The sequence below is a fragment of the Mycobacterium szulgai genome (assembly GCF_002116635.1).
Lineage (GTDB): Bacteria > Actinomycetota > Actinomycetes > Mycobacteriales > Mycobacteriaceae > Mycobacterium > Mycobacterium szulgai.
Window position 1 is genome coordinate 94,723 of sequence record NZ_LQPW01000176.1, and the last position, 17,066, is coordinate 111,788.

The window sequence follows — 17,066 nt, forward strand, 5'->3', positions numbered from 1 at the left end:
CGCAAATCCGGCTGATTTTGCGCCCAGGACGCACACGCAATGGCAAATCCGACGCGGTCTGGCCCCGTCAGCGGCCCCGTTAGCGGACCCGGAAGATCACCGTGCGCTGCACGATGAAATTGATCACCGTCGCGGTGCCCTGCGCGATCACGAACGCGACGGGTACCGCCCATGTGCGGTAGTGCAGCAGTGCCAGAGACAGATGGTTGAGTCCGACCTGCACGGCGAAGGTGATCGCGTAAAGCACCATGACCGCGACAAACCGGCGGGTGCTCGGTGCGGCCTGAAAGGTCCAGCGCCGGTTGATCAGGTATGCGGTGATGGTGCCGGCGATGAAGCTCAGCGATTTAGCCAGGTCAACCTGCAGGCCCACGGCCTTATAGAGCAGCACGTAGAGGCCGAAGTCGACGATCGCCGAAAAACCACCGGTGACGATGAAGCGCCACGCCTGCGTCGTCAGGCTCAACGGCTGCGACGGCGCTGCCTCCGGTAGTGGGTTGGCCATCGGGGGAGTTTAGCGGGCCGCATGGCTGGGCTAGCTGGGCAACTTCACCGAGAGTAGCTCGACCTGGTTGGGGCCCTGCGGGGTGGAGTAGGTCACGGTGTCGCCCGGTTGACGTCCCGCCAGGGCTTGCCCCAAGGGACTGCGCGCGGTCAACGTCTCGGCCTCGTGGCCCACCGGCGTCTCTTCGACGATGGAGATCACGTGCATCGTGACGACTTCACCGTCGGCAAACCGCAAGGTGACTTCGGTGCCGCCGGGCAGCGCCTCGGATCCGCTGGTGGGCGCGGGGCCACCCTTCAACCGCCGGTCGAGTTCGTTGATCCGGTCGGCGAGGACGACCAATTCGTCGGCGCGCTGGATGGCTTCGGCCGCGTCGCCGTGGTCGCCGACCATGCCGCGATCGTTTTTGACCTCAGTCTCGAGGCGGTCGTAGCGTTGCCGCAGCCGGTCGAGTTCGGCTGCGAGGTGTTCGCGCGCCGCTGCCGCCAGGTCCGTTGATTGGGCTTCCTCGCTCACGTCCGCCGACCTTTCGCCGCAGAGTTGCCTGTGTTCGTGGCCTATCAGTGATACACCACAAAAAGGCAGACGTCACCGGTATTCGTAAAGCGTTTGCGGAGCTATGCGCCGTCCTTCGGGATTCCGACGACCGGCGCGATCTCTTCTTCGTCGTAGTGGGCGACGCCGTTGCGCAGTGTGTCGAAAATCGCCAGTCCCTGAGATACCAGCCCGCTGGCCACCTGGCCCAGGCCGTCGGCGCCGTTGAGCACGGTGAGGTTTGCACTGGAAAGCCCCAGCGCCGCCTTCTCCACGATGTCGGGCAGCTGGTCGATGAGCATCCGGTCCAGGGCCACCCGATTGTGGGAGGCGGCCGCCTCAGCTTGAATCTTCATCTTCTCCGCGTCGGCGACGGCCAGGATCCGGACCCGTTCGGCCTCGGCCTCGGCGGGCTTGACCACTTCGGCGACCAGTTCCTGCTGGCGCAGTTCGGCGGCACGCTCGGCCAATTCGGTGCGCATCGCCAAGACCTCGCGCTGGGCCTGGGCTTCGGCCAGCGGCCCGGCCTGGGCGGCCTGAGCCTGCGCCTTATCGACTTCGGCCTTGTATTGCGCCTTGACGATCGCGGTTTGGCGGGCGAATTCGGCCTGCTTGCGCTGTGACTCCTGCTCGGCCTCCGCGGCTGCCTGGTTGGCCTGCGCCTGAGCGATCTGAGCCTGCTGCTGGATGGCCGCGTTGTGCGGTGCCGACATCGCATTGATGTAGCCCAGCCCGTCGTCGTCGATGGACTGGATCTGCAGGGCGTCGACGGACAGGCCGATCCGGGCCATCTCCTCCTTGGAACCGTCGAGCACCTCGGTGGCCAGCTTCTGACGTTCCCGGATGATCTGCTCGACGGTCATCGAGCCGATGATCGAACGCAGGTGGCCGGCGAAGATGCGGCCGGTCAGCACCGACATCTGGTCCTGCTCGGACAGGAATCGCTGGGCCGCGGCGGTGATGCTTTCGGTGTCGTTGCCCACCTTGAAGGCGATGACCGCGCGGACGTTGAGGGTGATGCCCTGCTGGGTGACGCACTTCTCGGCGACCTCGGCCTCACACATGGCCAGCGTCAGGAACGCGGCCTTGCGGAAGAAGGGGATGACGAAGGCGCCGTGGCCGGTGACGACCCGGAAGGGGGCGTTCCCCTTTGCTTTGCCGCCCGAGATGAGCATCGCCTCGTCGGGGGCGGGCACTCTATAACCGAGCATTGTCAAACTCCTTGCTGTTTCATGGTTTTCAAGGGATTTCGAGCCAAGGCTCGACGACGACGGTCCGTGGGCTGGAGGCTTCGACTACCAGCACCTTGGTGCCTTTCGGCAGCGGTTCGTCGGACCGTGCCAGGAAGGCCTCTTTGGATCCGCGCACGCTGAGCAGCACCTCGCCGGCACCGTGGCGGCCGCGGGTCGCCACGATCAACGTCCCCACGCAACCGATCAGCGAGACGTCAGTCACGTTGGCATACTGCTCCCTCGACGGGGCAACCGTCGAGTCCAGGGTCTTCAGCGGTCAATCCGCCGGTTCGGCGGTCAGGGTGATCACGTTGTTGCGGTTCTCCCGTGCCTCGATCCGCGATACCCAGACCCGGCCGTGGGTCGCGTTACCGACGATGCGGTCGACGGTGTCGAATACCCATGCCGCCGACCCCTCCATCCCGGTGCATTCCATGATCCGCAGATCGATGACGCCCTGGTCGGCCAGGAGCTCGAACAGGTCGCGCTGGGGGTCGTCGGCGGCGATCAGTGTGGTGTGGTCGAATTGCCGCCGCAGTGCCGCCCGCACGTCTTTGAGGGTACGGGTATCCAGCACCAGACCGGTGCCGGGATCCGGTTCGGCGCAGGCGAACTCGATCTCGAAGGTGCGCTCGTAGCCGTGCAGGAAGAACCGCTTGCCCTGACGGGACCACGAGCGATGACAGCAGGGCAGATCGCCGAAGCGCTTACGGAGATGAAACCGCGCCGTGCGGCCGATGGGGGCGTCGGGGCGGTGCATGGTAGCGATCTGCACCGCTTCGGCCAAGGCCATATCAGTCATTTCCGAACTTTCCCTTTCCGAGTTCTTTCCTTGCCAGCGTGAGGAATTCGCGTTGCTCGGTAGCGCTGTGGCGCAGCGAGCCGTGGAAGGCCAGGGTGGTTTTGGGCCCAGCGAAGCCGCCTCGGCCCGCCGCGCAGGTGTAGTCGCCCTCCACCAGCACGCCTAGCCCGCGTGCCCTGAGTTGGTGGTGCAACCACAGGCCTATCCGGGTGGTCATCCGTTGCTGATCCTGAATGCCGCCCGAACACGCCTCCACGATCCGGGCTAATTCTGTTGGCCCTAAGAGATTTTCACCGTGCAGATACCCGATGTGCACGACGCCGTTGTAGGGCAGCAGATGATGCTCGCACAGAGACTGGAACGCGACCTCAGGGACCACTACGAGGTCGGGGTCAGCGACGGCGGGTTCGTTGAGTGGGAAGTGCAGCAGGGATCCGCCGGCGAACGCGGAGAGGTCCGCTCGTATTGAGGCTGTTTGTGGCACGGCCTAAGCCTCTTGGCGACGCCTTGGCGGATTCTCAAAGGATTCTTGGCGGATCCTCAAAGCCACGGCTTTCGGGCTCCAAGAATTCGCCGAGTTTCCGAACAGGCCGCCGTCCGAGCCTCTTTACATGGGCATTCGCAAGCTTGGCGGCACAGCGCGCACGGCGGTCCGCAACGCCGGTTTGGCGGCCTTCGCCGCCGCACTTGCCGTGGGTCTGGCGACGGGATTGGCCCACGCGGCCGCACGATCGCATGACGACGCCACCAGGGCGAGGATGTACGGGGACCCGGCCGCCGCCGCCCCGTACTGGGCTCAACAATCGCTCGACGACTGCGGGCTGATGGCAGCCGCCGACGTGATCGGCCAGCTGACCCAGCGAGTGGTCTCCGAGCAGGAGATCATCGCCGTCGCGCACCGGATGCCCAGCCGGGTGCACCGCGGGCCGGTGTACACGCCGCCCACAGACGTCAACGACGTCAACCACACCGGCCAGGGCATCGAGCCTGCGGACCTGCCGGTGCTGCTGGCGCGCTACGGCATCAGTGCCGCGCTGGTCAACGGCGGCGGCCTGGATGCGCTCGAGGACTACCTAGCCGGCGGACACAAGGTGATCGCGGGCGTGAACGCCGAGCTCATCTGGGGCATCCCGGTCGAGACCAAGGACAACACCGGCAACCCGGCCGCCGACCACGCCGTCGTCGTCACCGGTGTGGACACCGCGAGCGGCAAAGTGCATCTGAACGACAGCGCAGTCCCGCAGGGCAGGGACGAGACGATAGCGATCGAACTCTTCGCAAAATCGTGGGCCACCAGCGGCCGCGCCATGATCGTCACCGCAGCGACGGCCTAGGCCCGCACCCTCGCGAGCCACCAATACCTGCCATCTTTTACTGAAGCAGCGCGCGAGCGCTGCTGCGGCGCAACTTGCCCGATGTGGTCTTGGGCAGGCTGCCGGGTGCGAGCAACCGCACCTCGCGCGGTGCGTGCCCGACGTGCGTGCTGACCCGCGCGGCGATGTCGCGGCGGAGCTGGGTGCGTGCCTGCTCGTCGTAGCGGTCGTAGACCTCGGCGAGCACCGCGAAGCCCTCGCGATCGGCATCCACCCGCAGGGCCACCACACACCCCTTGCGCACGCCTTCGACGCCGGCGGCGGCCCGCTCGATGTCGTGCGGGTAGAGGTTCCGCCCGGCCAGCACGATGAGATCCTTGCTGCGGCCGCAGATGTAGAGCCGCCCCTGTTCGTCCAGGTAGCCAAGGTCACCGGTGTCGAACCAACCGTCCTGCCCGGCCAGCGCCACGACGCCGGCGACCGTGCGGTAACTGCCGGCGACCGATGGTCCGCGCAGTTCGATGGTGCCGATTTCCCTGTGGCCCAGCACGTTGCGGTCCTTGGTGATACGCACCTCGGTGCCGCTGACGGGCAGTCCGACGCAGACGATGTGTTGTACATCCTGGGCTTGGGAGATGGCGGGTTCGGCACGGTGGGCCACCGTCAGCCGCCGGCGGGACACACGGTCGACTACAGCAGGCGCCAGGAAGGAGCCGGCCGTCACCGTCAACGTCGCTTCAGCCAATCCGTAGAACGGTGTGGGCACGCCGGGTCGCATGCCGAACCGCGCTCCCACAGTGGCGAAGTGCTCGAGGTCGCGGTGATCGATGGGTTCGGCGCCGTTGATCGCCACCCGCAGCGATGACAGGTCGATCGCGCGCGGATCGGCGCGCTCGAGTACCCGGGCGAGCACCGAGTAGCCGAAATTGGGACCGCCGGTCACTGTCGCCCGGAACTTGCTGATCATCTCGGCCCACACGATCGGCCGCCGCAGGAACTCATCGGTCCGGATCACGACCGCCTCGAGGCCCAATCGCATTGGTACACAGACAAACCCAACCATGCCCATGTCGTGGCAGAGTGGCAGCCAGCTGACGGTCACGCTGCGCCCGGCCACGAGGTCCACCGCCAGCCGGGTCGATTCGATGTTCGCGGCCAGGTTGCCGTGGCTGATCTCCACCGCCTTCGGGATTCCGGTTGAGCCCGAGGTGAGCTGGCGCATCGCGATGTCGCCGTCGTCGGTGGGCTCCAGCGCAAGGGGGCCGTCGCCGCGCAACGAGTCCACGGTGCATACCGTCAACCCCGCCTCGGTCAGCGCCGTTATCGCCATACCGAACGGCTCGCCCACGACGACGACGGATGCCCCGAGCATGCGCACCGCGCGCACCGTGTCGGAAACCCAGACCGCCAGATCAATACGCGGCGTCGGGTGTTGCAGCATGGTCAGTGCGGTGCCGCGAATCCACAGCGCCTGGGCCAGCGGTGCCACGTCGGATGCGTCCCCGGCCAACACCGCGACGGCGTCACCTCGGCCAATGCCGCTGGCGGCCAGGGCATTCGACATGCCGGCGGCGGTTCGGTGCACCTCGCTCCAGGTCATCCGCTTCGGCTCGGCGACGGGGCCGAAGTTCAGGCCGTGCGGCGTGGCCGCCGCGACGGCGACGATCTCGCGAATCAGGCTGCTCAACAGGCGGGTTCCTTTTGTCCGAGTGCATCGTCGGCGATGTCGGCGATCGCGGTTACCACGTCGGGATTGGCTCGCTGGAACAGAAAATGGCCGCCGTCGAAGAGCCGGACCGGTTGCGGCGCAATCGAGTAGTCCGCCCAGGCGGCCAACGCATCGACCGGCACCAACGGGTCGTGGTAGGCGCCCAAGATATGCAGCGGACAGGGCAGGGGCGAGCCGGACCGGCGATAGGACTGACAGATCCTCAGGTCGTCACGGATGGCCGGCATCAATGCCACCAGCCACTCCGGCTGTGACAGCAGACCGACCGGCAGTCCGCCGAAGCTGGCGAGCTCCAGAGCGAGGTCGTAATCGTCGATAGTGTCGAGATCGTAGGGGTTTTCGATCAGGTGGGGTGCGCAGGCGGCCGCCGCCACCACCGCCTCGGGCCGCCGCAGCCCCAGCGAAATCCGCTCTTGTGCAACCAGATACGCAAGCAACGCCCCCATGCTGTGGCCGAGCAGCACATGAGGAGCGCACAACAGGTCGCCAAGTTCGGCGGCGAGCGACCGGGCACACATCACCGCATCGACAAAGCGGGCCTCCTCGCGCCGGATACCCCGGCCCGGAAGCTCCACGGTGGTCACGTTGACGCCGGCACCGGCCGCCAACAGATCTCGGCGCAGCAGATTGAACGACATAGCGCCGCCCCCCGCGTACGGGAAACACACCAGCTCGATGGCGCTCACCTGAGGCCACCGGCCACACCGAGACGTTCCACCATCAAGTCGACCAAAGAGCCCACACTGTCAACGCTCGACGGCAGGTCTGCAACGCTTTTCAGCGCCAGTTGCGGATACTGGCGGCGTACCTGCTCGAAGAGACGTAGTTGCAGCAGCGAGTCGTACCCCAGATCCTCGCTGAGCCGGCTCGACCGCGTTATCTCGTCCACCGGGTAGCCGCCAACCCGCGCGATCAAGACGAGTACTTCGCCCGCCAGATCGGAGGGCGCCGTGCGCGCGTCAGCGGCGGGTTCTCTGCTCGATTCCGCCGGCGGCGCGGCGGCTTCGGTAAACCAGAATCGATTGGTGGCATCGAAGGTGTAGGGCGCGATGTGCTCCAGCGGATGCAGTGTCCGGCCGTAAACCTGTGACAAGTCAGGCGAATACCCGTCACGCATCAGCACCGCCGCGACCTCCAATAGCTCCGATCCAGTGGAGTCAGGACCGGTGCACAGCCGCAGCGAACGGGTCTGTGGCGGCAATCCACATCGGCGAGCCAAGCTGAGCAGGGTTGTGCGTGGGCCGGCCTCGGCGACGTAAGAGGTCCGCATCGCGCGCGTGGCGGCATCGAGCGCATCGGCGAACCGTATCGGCGAACAGATCTGTCGCGCCCAATACTCGGCATCCATGTCAGCCCCATCGACCTGTGTGCCGGTAACCGTCGAAAAGATGGGAAAGGCGGCCGCCTTCGGTGCCAGACCCGAGATCGCACGCCGGAAATCGGCGACAATGGGCCGCATCGACGGCGAGTGAAAAGCATGCGACACCGCAAGCTGCTGCACCCGTCCGCCACCGCGGCGGATGTCGGCACTGAGCGTGGCCAGCGATGCGGCCGGCCCGGAGATGACCACCGCGCGGGGGCCATTCACGGCAGCGATCGCACAGTCCGGGTCCGTGTCAACCAGCGGCTGCGCCTGCTCTAGCGGCACATCGACGGCGATCATGGCGCCGCCGGGATCCAGTGACCCCATCAGCTCGCCGCGAGTGGCCACCACCGCGGCGGCATCCGCTACCGAGAGGACACCGGCCAGCACCGCGACGGTGATCTCACCGATGCTGTGACCGATGCCGAACGCCGGGCGAAGTCCGTTATTCAGCAACGCTTTTCCCAATGAATAGCCGACTGCGAACAGTGCGGGCTGCGCGAGTCGGGTGTCATCGAGGCCGGGCTGCTCACCCAGTATCGTGGCCAACAGCTTCGTGGGCAGATGCCGATCGAGCACGGCGCACACCGATTCAAGTTGTTCCCGATAGGCCGGATGACTGTTGTAGAGCGATCGGGTCATGCCCGCATACTGGGTGCCCTGGCCCGAACAAAAGAGGCCGACGTCGGCCTCTCCCTTGCGAATCGGGGCCGACGAAACCAGTTCGGAGCCAGCGCCGTTGAGGTACCGTTTCAGGCTGGCCACCAAGCCGTCCCGATCACCATGGGCAACCAATCGGTGCCGATGCGACCGGTTGACCACGTTGGTGGTATGACACCAGGAGCCGATTCGCTGGCCATCGAGGTCACGCAGCGCGCACTGGTAAGTCTCGGCGTTGCGGCGCAACGCCCGTTCGTTCGGAGCCGAGAGCGTCAGGACGCCCAGGTCGCCGTTGCGCGCCGGCAGCGCAACAGGTGCCGACTCCAGCACGACATGAGCGTTACCGCCGCCGAGACCGAATGAGCTCACCGCACCCAGCGCGCCTTCGGGGGACAGGTCACCGGCGCCCTGCGCGAGCGTCAGACCCTGGGATTCCAGCCGTAGGCCCGGATTGGCTTGTCCGGCAACAATAGTGGGTGGCAGCACCCGATGATGCAGCGACAGGCACGCCTTGATGAACGACGCTATACCCGCGGCTCCCTCGGTGTGGCCGATGTTTCCCTTCACCGAGCCCAGCAGGCACGGCGCACCGGTCCGCGACCGGTGCAGATCGCCGAGTGCGTTGGCTTCGATCATGTCGCCGAGAACCGTTCCGGTGCCATGTGCTTCGACGAAATCCAACTGATCCGCGTCGACGTCGGCCAGGCGCAATGTGCGGCGCATCAATTCCGCTTGAGATCGGCGATTCGGGGCGGTGACGCCGTTACTGCGGCCATCGTGGTTGACCGCTGAGGCCTTCACCACCGCGTAGATCGGCTGGCCCGCGGCAATCGCGTCGTCGACCCGCCGCAGCACAACTGCCGCCACGCCCTCACCCCGGCCGATGCCATCGGCGTGCTGGCAGAACGGTTTACAACGTCCGTCCGGCGCCGATAATCCGGCTTGGGTATAGAACACCGAAAGCGCGGGAGTGAGCACCAGATTCGCCCCGCCGGCGATGGCGATGTCGACGTCGCGCGCACGCAACGCCGAACAGGCCTGATGCAGCGCGGTCAGCGACGATGAGCAGGCGGTGTCGATCGCCATGCTCGGACCGGTCAGGTTCAGGTGATAGGAGATTCGGTTGGCCAACATGAAATAGCCGCTGCCCGAACCGTGCAACGGGGTCAGCCGCGGGTAGTCGTACATCTGCCGACTGCCCCACTCGCCGGACATCACGCCGACGAATACGCCGGTTGGCGTGCCGGCGAGCGACTTCGGGTCGATGCCTGCGTCTTGGAGGGCTCGCCAGGACGCCTGGAGCAACAATCGCTGCTGCGGGTCCAGCACCCAGGCCTCGATTGGAGCGATGCCGAAGAATTCGTTGTCGAATGCGTCGACGTCGTCGAGGAAGTGGGCGCGGCGGGTATTCATCGAGCCGGCGACTCCGTCGGGATGGTAATAGCTGTCCACATCCCAGCGCTGCGTGGGTATTTCGGTGTCGGTGACCACGCCGTCCAGCAAGAGGCGCCAGAACGCGTCCTTATCCTGCGCGCCCGGGAACCGGCAGTCCATGCCGACTACGGCGATCGGCGTCATCAGCCGCCCTGCCCGCCAGCCAGATGCTCCGCGATCGCGTTGATGGTCGGGTAATCCCACACGATGGTCGTCTCAACCTCCAAGCCATGTTCGCACTGCAGGTCCGCGCACAGCGACAGGCTCATGGCAGAGTCAATGCCGCAGTCGGCCAACGGAAGATCGGCGTCGACCGCCGCGGGCGACACATTGAGGTATGCGGCGACCTTGCCGACGAGCCAGTCCGCCAACTCGGAGACGTCAGTGCTGATCATCGAGTTCACACCGCTGTCAGATGCGCGAAACCCGTGGAGAACCGCCCGCTTTCGGGAACGCCGCACAGGATCCGGTCGCCTTCTTTGACTCGCCCCGAGTGATACAGCTCCTCGAGCATGATCATGATCGATGCGGCCCCGGTGTTGCCCTTGTAGGTCAGGTTGGTGAACCACTTGCTCTGCTCGATGTTCAAGCCGATGCGCTCGAGGGCGTCGGCCGAGCGCTGGTGGAAGTACATCGATGAATAGTGGGGAAGCAGGTAGTCGATGTCTTCGCCCTTGAAGTCGTACTTCGCCATCAGCTTCACCAGCGGTTTCTCGAGCGTGTAGCGCACGATGTTCTTGTTCACCATCCGCACGTCCTGTTGGATAGCGAACACACCCTCCTCGATGCACTCGGTCGGCGTCAGCTGCGGCCAACCGGTCGTCCGCCCGTCGTCACCGACCTTGAGGCCGCGGTGCATGCACACCGGCATTTCGCCTGCGTAAGAGAAGGTTTCGATCCAGTCCACCCGAAAACTCAGTCGATCGGCGGCGGGCTCGGATGCCAGCCACATCGCGCCGGCGCCATCGGAGAGCATCCACCGCAAGAAGTCCTTCTCGAAGGCGATCGCCAAACCGATCTCCGGATCGACGGTTCTATGCGCTACCTCCACCGAGAACGTATTGGCAGCAATCAGCGGCGACAATAGGTCCGAGCCGCTGGCAACCGCATTGTCGTAACGGCCGCTTGCCACGCTTAGCCAGGCGTATTCCCAAGCCGTCAGTCCGCTGAGACAGATCCCGGCGGTGGTCACCGCCGGGATCTCGGTGATACCCAGCAGACCTTGCGTCATCAGGGCGTGACCGGGCATCAGCTGGTCGGGTGTGGAGGTGCCGCAGAACAGGGACTGCATATCGTCGACGTCGACCCCGTCGTGGTCGAGATTGCGGATGGCCTCGGCCGTCAGTTCGGCATTCGAATGCGTAAATTCATGTGTCACAGGGTCGATGGCGTAGTAGCGGGTATGTATGCCGTTGCTGTCCAGAATCCGGTTGCGCAGCGGCGACGGGCTGCCCCCGACGTACCCGAGCACCTGCTCCATCGAGTCGTTGTCGACCGGATTGTTGGGCATCGCCGCCGCGCATGCGGTGATGTAGACGTCTCTCACGGTGTCGTTTCCTCTCGTCGGCTGCGCGGTTAGAAGGTGTCGCCGGGTTGGCCGGCAGTGCCGCGGGTGCCTTGGCTGCCCTCGGCGCCACTGACGCCGATGCCCACTGCTCCTGGGGAGCTGAACAGGAGACCACCGGGCCCCGCGCTGCCCCCGTTACCCGCGGCACCTGCCGCGCCGCCCATGCCGCCGGCACCGGCGGCTCCGGCGTCGCCGGGCCCGTGCAGATGTGTGCCCCTGCTGTCGGTCATCCCGCCATTCCCGCCGTGGCCGCCCATACCCCCGCTGCCGCCGTCGCCCCCCAGACCGCCGGCGCCACCGTTACCGCCGATGCCGCTCAACAGTCCGGCCGCGCCGGCCTGCCCACCGGCGCCTCCGGCGCCACCCGCACCGCCGGCGCCGCCGGCGCCACCGGCCCCGCCGCTACCGCCATCGCCGACCGTCGCAGGCTCAAATGGTGGTGGCGGGTCTTGCCCGCTGTTGCTGGTGCCGACATAACCAGTGCCGCCGTTACCACCCGTGCCGCCCATCCCGCCGGTGTCGCCGGCACCGCCGTGGCCGCCCATCCCCCCGGCGCCGCCGTTGCCGCCGTTGCCGACCAGCCATCCGCCGTGCCCGCCGTTGCCCCCGCTCGCGCCTACCCCGCCGTTGCCGCCGACGGCGCCGGTGCCGCCGGCGCCTCCGGCGCCGCCGTTGCCGCCGCGCGCATTGGCGGCGATGAGTGTGTCGGAGGCGGTGGCGTCGCCGCCGATACCGCCGACACCGCCGGCGCCGCCCTGATCGCCGCCGCTTGCTCCCGCACCACCATTGCCTCCGGTGGCCGAGAGCGCTCCGGAGGCGTTGTTGACCAACACCGAAGCGTGGCCGCCGTTGCCGCCGCTGCCCCCGGTGCCGCCCGGACCCGTCGCACCGCCGTCCCCGCCATCGCCGCCCGTCGCCGAGACAGAGGTGGAGCCGGACGTGCCGCTCGCGAAGGCGGAGTCGCCGTTGCCGCCCGTGCCGCCGGTAGCACCGGGGCCCCCGGTCGTGCCCTGGGCGCCGGTGCTGCCATGCACCGCCACGGTGCCGCTGCCGCTGTCCTGGCCGGAGACGAATCCGCCGACGGCTCCCTGCTCAGGCGGGGAGCCGGTGTACTGCGCATTCACCCCGTTAGCGCCGGCCAGAGCCGCGCCCCCTTGACCGCCGTCGCCACCGTTGCCGAACAGCACGGCGTTGCCGCCGTGGCCTCCGGCCCCGGGGTCGCCGCCGTTGACCCCGGCCAGCGCGACCCCGCCGGCGCCACCCGCGCCGCCGTTGCCGTACAGCATCCCGCCGCTGCCGCCGGCGCCTCCGGCGGCGCCCGCTCCGCCGCCGCCGCCCGCCCCTCCGTGCCCGAACAGACCCGCGCTGCCGCCGGCGCCGCCGGCTTGACCGGCTGCCGTGCTGGCCCCGCCCGCTCCGCCGTTGCCGTACAACAGACCACCGGCGCGGCCGGCCTGCCCCACGCCGTCGACGGCGCCGCCGGCAGCGCCGTCACCGATCAGCGGCCGTCCCAGCAAAGCTTCGGTCGGAGCATTGACGGCAGTGAGCAAGGCCTGCAACGGATTGGCGCTGGCTGCCTCAGCCCAGGCATACGAACCGGCGCTGGTGCTCAGCAGCTGGATAAACCTCTGGTGAAACGCCTCTACTTGGCTGCTCAGCGCTCGATACTCCTGGGCGTACCCGGCAAATAGCGACGCGAGTGCCGTCGACACCTCATCGGCGCCGGCGGCAACCAAAGCGGTGGTGGGAGCAAATGCCGCGGTGTTGGCTGCACGCACCGCCGCGCCTACGCTCGCGATGTCTGTGGCCGCCGCGGCCAGTTGTTCGGGCGCAGCCATCACGAACGACATCGCGCCTGCCTCTCGCGGGGTGAAGCAACTGGTCTGTCGCCTGGAACGCGCGTACGCCGGCGACTAACAGACTGTAGCGGAGCGTCCGCTCCGGCGTCGAGGTTTTGCCCGATGTCAGCCGAATTCCAGCAGCGCATAGGCGCCGCGGAACGGCTTGATCGGAGGGCAGCGCCAGAACGCCGGGAACAGGGTTCCGAAGAACCAGCCACGTCCCCTGGGTATCGGCACATCGTGGACCGCCCGGACGCCGGGAACGGTGCTCGTCAGATGCGCCAGTTGCCGCACCGACAGACTGAACGGCATCGGGGGAACCCGGTAGTGCTTGGACGAGCGCATGCCTCTGGGCGCCAGCTTCTTCACGATGGTCGGCGGCACGTCGAAGAACATCTGCCCGCCGGGAAACCGCCGCGCGCACTCGCCGATGAGTCCCAGCGCCTCGTGCGGTTGCAGGTACATCAGCAATCCCTCGGCGGTGATGAATACGCCGTTGGTGCTGTCGATCTTGTCCATCCAGCTGTAGTCCAGCGCCGACTGCGCAAGTTCGGTGCTGCGCGGGGAGGGCGGCAGCAGGCGCCGCCGTAGTTCGATCACAGGTGGCAGATCAATTGATACCCACCGGAATTGGGCATCCGGCAGGGCGGTGTTCAGCCGCCAGAAGCTGGTTTGGAAGCCCTCGGCCAGGGCGACGACGGTGGCGTTGGGATGGCTGGCGAGGTACCTGATGGCGCACCGGTCGACAGCCAGGGACCGCAACGCCATCTCCTGGCCCTTACGGCCGAACTTTGCGAAATCGAAGTCAATGGATGCGACGAGCTTGATCGCCATCGGGTCGTCGATGATCGCATCTGGTAGTCCGGCTTGGTAGGCCCGGCCGTTCAGGGTTAGCAGGGCGGTTTCGGAGACACCGGTCAGCAGGGCGGCGTCGATCTTTTCGTGAGCTGGTTCGTGAGTTGGCACCGCCGGTTCCTCCGCCCACTAGACCCAGTACGGCACCCGGGCGCGGTATTGGCGCATGGCGAACGCCGCCATCACCCAGCCGACGACCGTCAGCACCACCACCACCGCCCAGTGCCGCAGCTCCTGGGGGGCGCCCAGCAACGGCGCCCGCACGATGTCGAGGTAGTGCAGCAGCGGGTTCAGTTCGACGATCTTCGACCAGCGCCCGGCGCCCTGCTGCTGCAGCGTGGTGTCGTTCCAAATGATCGGCGTCATGAAGAAGAGCAGCTGCACCACCGAGTTCAGCAGCGGCCCGATGTCGCGGTAACGGGTGGCCAGGATGCCGAAACACAGTGACACCCAGATGCAGTTGAGCATGATCAGCGCCAGCGCAGGCAGTACCGACAGGTCGGCCCACGACCACGGCTTGGGAAAGATGATCGCGATGACGACGTAGATCACGATGTTGTGGGCGAACAAGATCATCTGCCGCCACACCAGCCGGTAGACGTGCACGCTCAACGGCGTCGGGAGTTGCTTGATCAGGCCCTCGTTGTGGACGAAGACGTCCGCGCCTTCCAGGATGGAAGCGTTGATCAGGTTCCAGATGATCAGCCCGAGCGTGACGTAGGGCAGGTGCTCCGACAGTTCGAGGTGAAAGAGCTTGGAGTACAGACCGCCCATCGCCACGGCCGTCGTCCCGGTCGCGATGGTGATCCAGAACGGCCCCAGCACCGAGCGCCGGTAGCGTTGCTTGATGTCCTGCCAACCCAGGTGCAGCCACAGCTCGTGGCGACGGAACCCGGCTACGAGGTCGCCGCGGGCGCGGGCAAAGGTTTTGGATTGAGCAGCCGCGTCAACGAACGTCATGGCGAACCTCCTGGGCGTCCGAACTTCTCGCGACGTCCCAAGCGGCGCAACCGAAACCACTCGAGGAGGCCCTTGGGGTCGCGGCGAGTCACGAGGAAGAACCAGCCGAACCGCAGCCACTCCTGGGGCAGCAGTTTGCGCATGCCCGGCTGGGATAGCAGGTAGCCACGGTTGCGGTAGGTGAAGAACCGCTTGCCGGCGTCTTCGGGGTACTGGGTGTGCATGCGTCCGCCCAGGATCGGCTTGAACTCGTCAGATCCGCAGGGGTGTAGATAAACCGCGTCCAGGCAGGTGCCGAACCGCAGGCCGGACCGGACCAGCCGGCGGTGCATCTCCACCTCGTCGCCGCGGATGAACAGCCGGGTGTCCGGGATGCCGATCACCTCCAGCGCGGACGCCGCAAACAGCGCCCCGTTGAACAAGGAGGCGATCCCGGGTAGCAGGTCCTGTCCGGGCTCGGTGCGCAATTCGCTTGTGCGCCTGCGCCATACCAGACCGCGGCGCAGCGGAAAGGCCAGCCGCTCCGGATCGTCCATGTTGCACACCATCGGTGACACCTCGGCCAGCCCGTGCTTCTTGGCGCACGCCAGCAGGGTCGCAAGCACGCGGGTGTCTTGTGCGCGCCCGTCGTCGTCGGCAAGCCACACCCAGTCGGCGCCGTGCGCCAGCGCGAGCAGGATGCCGAGCGCGAAACCTCCTGCGCCGCCCAGGTTTCGGCGCGAATTGAGATAGATCGACGGGATATCTTGTGCGGCAACAACATAGTGCACCCGGCTGTCGCCGGAATCGTCATTGTCGATGACGATGACCTTTTCCGGCGGCACGGTTTGGGTGGTCAGCATCTCCAGCGATCGGGCGAGTTCCTCGGGGCGCCGGTGGGTGACCACGACGGCGATGACGGCGTCGCTCACCGGCGCTCATCGGAGGACGCCTGCGTCTCGGCAAGCACTTCGCGCACATGCCGGGCGGCGTCCTCGCCCTCATAGGCCCGCACCACGTCTTCGATGCCGCCGGTGAGCCTGATCACGCCATGGTCTATCCACATCGCCGTCTTGCACAGCCGGGCCAGGAATTCGTTGGAATGGCTTGCGAACACCAGGATTCCGGAACGTTCGACCAGGCTTTGCAGCCGCGACTGGGCCTTCTTCAGGAAGTCGGCGTCCACCGCGCCGATGCCTTCGTCGAGCAACAGGATCTCGGGGTCGATGCTGGTGACCACGCCCATCGCCAGCCGGACCCGCATGCCGGTGGAATAGGTGCGTAGCGGCATCGACAGGTATTCGCCCAACTCGGTGAACTCGGCGATCTCATCCACCTTGGCCATCATCTGTTTGCGGGTCTGACCCAAGAACAGGCCCCTGATGATGATGTTCTCGTAGCCGGAGATCTCGGGGTCCATGCCGATGCCCAGATCGAAGACCGGTGCCACCCGGCCGGTGACCTTGGCCGAGCCGCGGGTGGGCTCGTAGATACCCGAAAGTAGGCGCAGCAGAGTCGATTTCCCGGCCCCGTTGTGCCCCACCAGACCCACCCGGTCGCCCAGGTTCAGTTCCATGGTGATGTCGCGCAGCGCCTCGATGACGATGACGTTGGAGTTGTTGCGCCCGATCGTGCCACCGGCCTTGCCCAGGACGGCCTTCTTCAGCGAACGCGATTTCGCGTCGAAGATGGGAAATTCCACCCACGCCTCGCGGGTGACGATGTGCGGGCCGGTCGACACGGCTTTAGAGGTACTGTCCGGTGCCGTGGGGGCCGCCATGACCCGACTTGCCGATCCCCGGCGGCAGCGCCCCCTGCCGCATCTGCTCGAGCTGTGCGCGCGCGGCCATCTGCTGAGCGAACAGTGCCGTCTGAATACCGTGGAACAGTCCTTCCAGCCACCCGACCAATTGCGCCTGGGCTATGCGCAACTCGGCATCCGAGGGTGCGGAGTCCTCATTGAACGGCAGGGTCAGCCGGTCGAGCTCCTCACGCAATTCCGGTGCCAGGCCGTCTTCGAGTTCCCGGATGCTGGTGGCGTGGATATCGCGCAGCCGGGTGCGGCTGGCCTCGTCCAGCGGTGCCGCGCGGACCTCCTCGAGCAGTTGCTTGATCATGGTGCCGATCCGCATCACCTTGGCGGGCTGTTCGACGAGATCGGTCAGCGACCGCTCGTCGGAATCGTCGTCAGCGACCGCCATTACCCGCGGATCGATGCCGCCGATGATCTCGATGCCGTCATCTGAATCGTCGCTGCCGGTACTCAACCCAGTCACCATCCTCTTGCGTGCC

18 protein-coding genes are annotated in these 17,066 nt (G+C 66.6%); 1 reads left to right on the top strand and 17 read right to left on the bottom strand.

Translation table 11 applies throughout. The features are described 5' to 3' along the window. Positions 1-79: 79 nt before the first annotated feature. The 6 genes from AWC27_RS28550 to AWC27_RS28575 form a co-directional block, all read right to left on the bottom strand. Positions 80-505, bottom strand: a complete 426-nt coding sequence (locus AWC27_RS28550) for a GtrA family protein (protein WP_085674140.1) — start codon at positions 503-505, stop codon at positions 80-82. Positions 506-535: 30 nt separating this feature from the next. Then, complete coding sequence (locus AWC27_RS28555; RefSeq protein ID WP_085674142.1) at positions 536-1,021, bottom strand: GreA/GreB family elongation factor; 486 nt, start codon at positions 1,019-1,021, stop codon at positions 536-538. A gap of 101 nt (positions 1,022-1,122) precedes the next feature. After that, a complete protein-coding gene (locus AWC27_RS28560) occupies positions 1,123-2,250 on the bottom strand; it encodes an SPFH domain-containing protein (protein ID WP_085674144.1) in 1,128 nt (375 codons plus the stop codon). Positions 2,251-2,278: 28 nt separating this feature from the next. Then, complete coding sequence (locus AWC27_RS28565; RefSeq protein WP_085674146.1) at positions 2,279-2,494, bottom strand: hypothetical protein; 216 nt, start codon at positions 2,492-2,494, stop codon at positions 2,279-2,281. A gap of 54 nt (positions 2,495-2,548) precedes the next feature. Beyond that, a complete protein-coding gene (locus AWC27_RS28570) occupies positions 2,549-3,073 on the bottom strand; it encodes a 6-carboxytetrahydropterin synthase (protein ID WP_085674148.1) in 525 nt (174 codons plus the stop codon). After that, complete coding sequence (locus AWC27_RS28575; protein WP_085674150.1) at positions 3,066-3,557, bottom strand: GTP cyclohydrolase I; 492 nt, start codon at positions 3,555-3,557, stop codon at positions 3,066-3,068. The genes AWC27_RS28570 and AWC27_RS28575 overlap by 8 nt, the downstream gene beginning before the upstream one ends. Positions 3,558-3,684: 127 nt before the next feature. Between AWC27_RS28575 and AWC27_RS28580 the strand changes: the two genes are divergently transcribed. Next, positions 3,685-4,407 carry a C39 family peptidase gene (locus tag AWC27_RS28580; RefSeq protein ID WP_085674152.1) on the top strand — a complete coding sequence of 241 codons (723 nt, stop codon included), beginning with the start codon at positions 3,685-3,687 and terminating at the stop codon, positions 4,405-4,407. A gap of 37 nt (positions 4,408-4,444) precedes the next feature. Here the strand turns inward: AWC27_RS28580 and AWC27_RS28585 are convergent, their stop codons facing one another. From AWC27_RS28585 to AWC27_RS28635, 11 genes are all read right to left on the bottom strand, one after another. After that, a complete protein-coding gene (locus tag AWC27_RS28585) occupies positions 4,445-6,073 on the bottom strand; it encodes a fatty acyl-AMP ligase (RefSeq protein ID WP_245847571.1) in 1,629 nt (542 codons plus the stop codon). Continuing rightward, entirely contained in the window at positions 6,070-6,801 is a 732-nt protein-coding gene (locus tag AWC27_RS28590; protein ID WP_085674156.1) for a thioesterase II family protein, read from the bottom strand. The genes AWC27_RS28585 and AWC27_RS28590 overlap by 4 nt, the downstream gene beginning before the upstream one ends. After that, on the bottom strand, positions 6,798-9,716 hold the full coding sequence (locus tag AWC27_RS28595) for a type I polyketide synthase (RefSeq protein WP_085674158.1): 2,919 nt from the start codon (positions 9,714-9,716) through the stop codon (positions 6,798-6,800). The genes AWC27_RS28590 and AWC27_RS28595 overlap by 4 nt, the downstream gene beginning before the upstream one ends. Further along, entirely contained in the window at positions 9,716-9,967 is a 252-nt protein-coding gene (locus AWC27_RS28600; protein ID WP_085674256.1) for an acyl carrier protein, read from the bottom strand. The genes AWC27_RS28595 and AWC27_RS28600 overlap by 1 nt, the downstream gene beginning before the upstream one ends. 5 nt (positions 9,968-9,972) lie before the next feature. After that, positions 9,973-11,118 carry a beta-ketoacyl-ACP synthase III gene (locus AWC27_RS28605; RefSeq protein ID WP_085674160.1) on the bottom strand — a complete coding sequence of 382 codons (1,146 nt, stop codon included), beginning with the start codon at positions 11,116-11,118 and terminating at the stop codon, positions 9,973-9,975. A gap of 29 nt (positions 11,119-11,147) precedes the next feature. After that, entirely contained in the window at positions 11,148-12,989 is a 1,842-nt protein-coding gene (locus AWC27_RS28610) for a PE family protein (protein WP_085674162.1), read from the bottom strand. 114 nt (positions 12,990-13,103) lie between these two features. Further along, positions 13,104-13,946: a class I SAM-dependent methyltransferase gene (locus AWC27_RS28615; protein WP_245847573.1), complete on the bottom strand. Its 843-nt coding sequence runs from the start codon at positions 13,944-13,946 to the stop codon at positions 13,104-13,106. An 18-nt stretch (positions 13,947-13,964) separates the two neighbouring features. Then, positions 13,965-14,795 carry a galactan export ABC transporter permease subunit Wzm/RfbD gene (gene wzm, locus AWC27_RS28620; protein ID WP_085674164.1) on the bottom strand — a complete coding sequence of 277 codons (831 nt, stop codon included), beginning with the start codon at positions 14,793-14,795 and terminating at the stop codon, positions 13,965-13,967. Next, positions 14,792-15,706, bottom strand: a complete 915-nt coding sequence (glfT1, locus tag AWC27_RS28625) for a galactofuranosyltransferase GlfT1 (RefSeq protein WP_085674166.1) — start codon at positions 15,704-15,706, stop codon at positions 14,792-14,794. The genes wzm and glfT1 overlap by 4 nt, the downstream gene beginning before the upstream one ends. Next, positions 15,703-16,554 carry a galactan export ABC transporter ATP-binding subunit Wzt/RfbE gene (gene wzt, locus AWC27_RS28630; RefSeq protein WP_085674168.1) on the bottom strand — a complete coding sequence of 284 codons (852 nt, stop codon included), beginning with the start codon at positions 16,552-16,554 and terminating at the stop codon, positions 15,703-15,705. Before wzt ends, glfT1 begins: the two co-directional genes overlap by 4 nt. Continuing rightward, entirely contained in the window at positions 16,520-17,053 is a 534-nt protein-coding gene (locus AWC27_RS28635; RefSeq protein ID WP_139837283.1) for a bacterial proteasome activator family protein, read from the bottom strand. Before AWC27_RS28635 ends, wzt begins: the two co-directional genes overlap by 35 nt. Between the last annotated feature and the right edge of the window lie 13 nt (positions 17,054-17,066).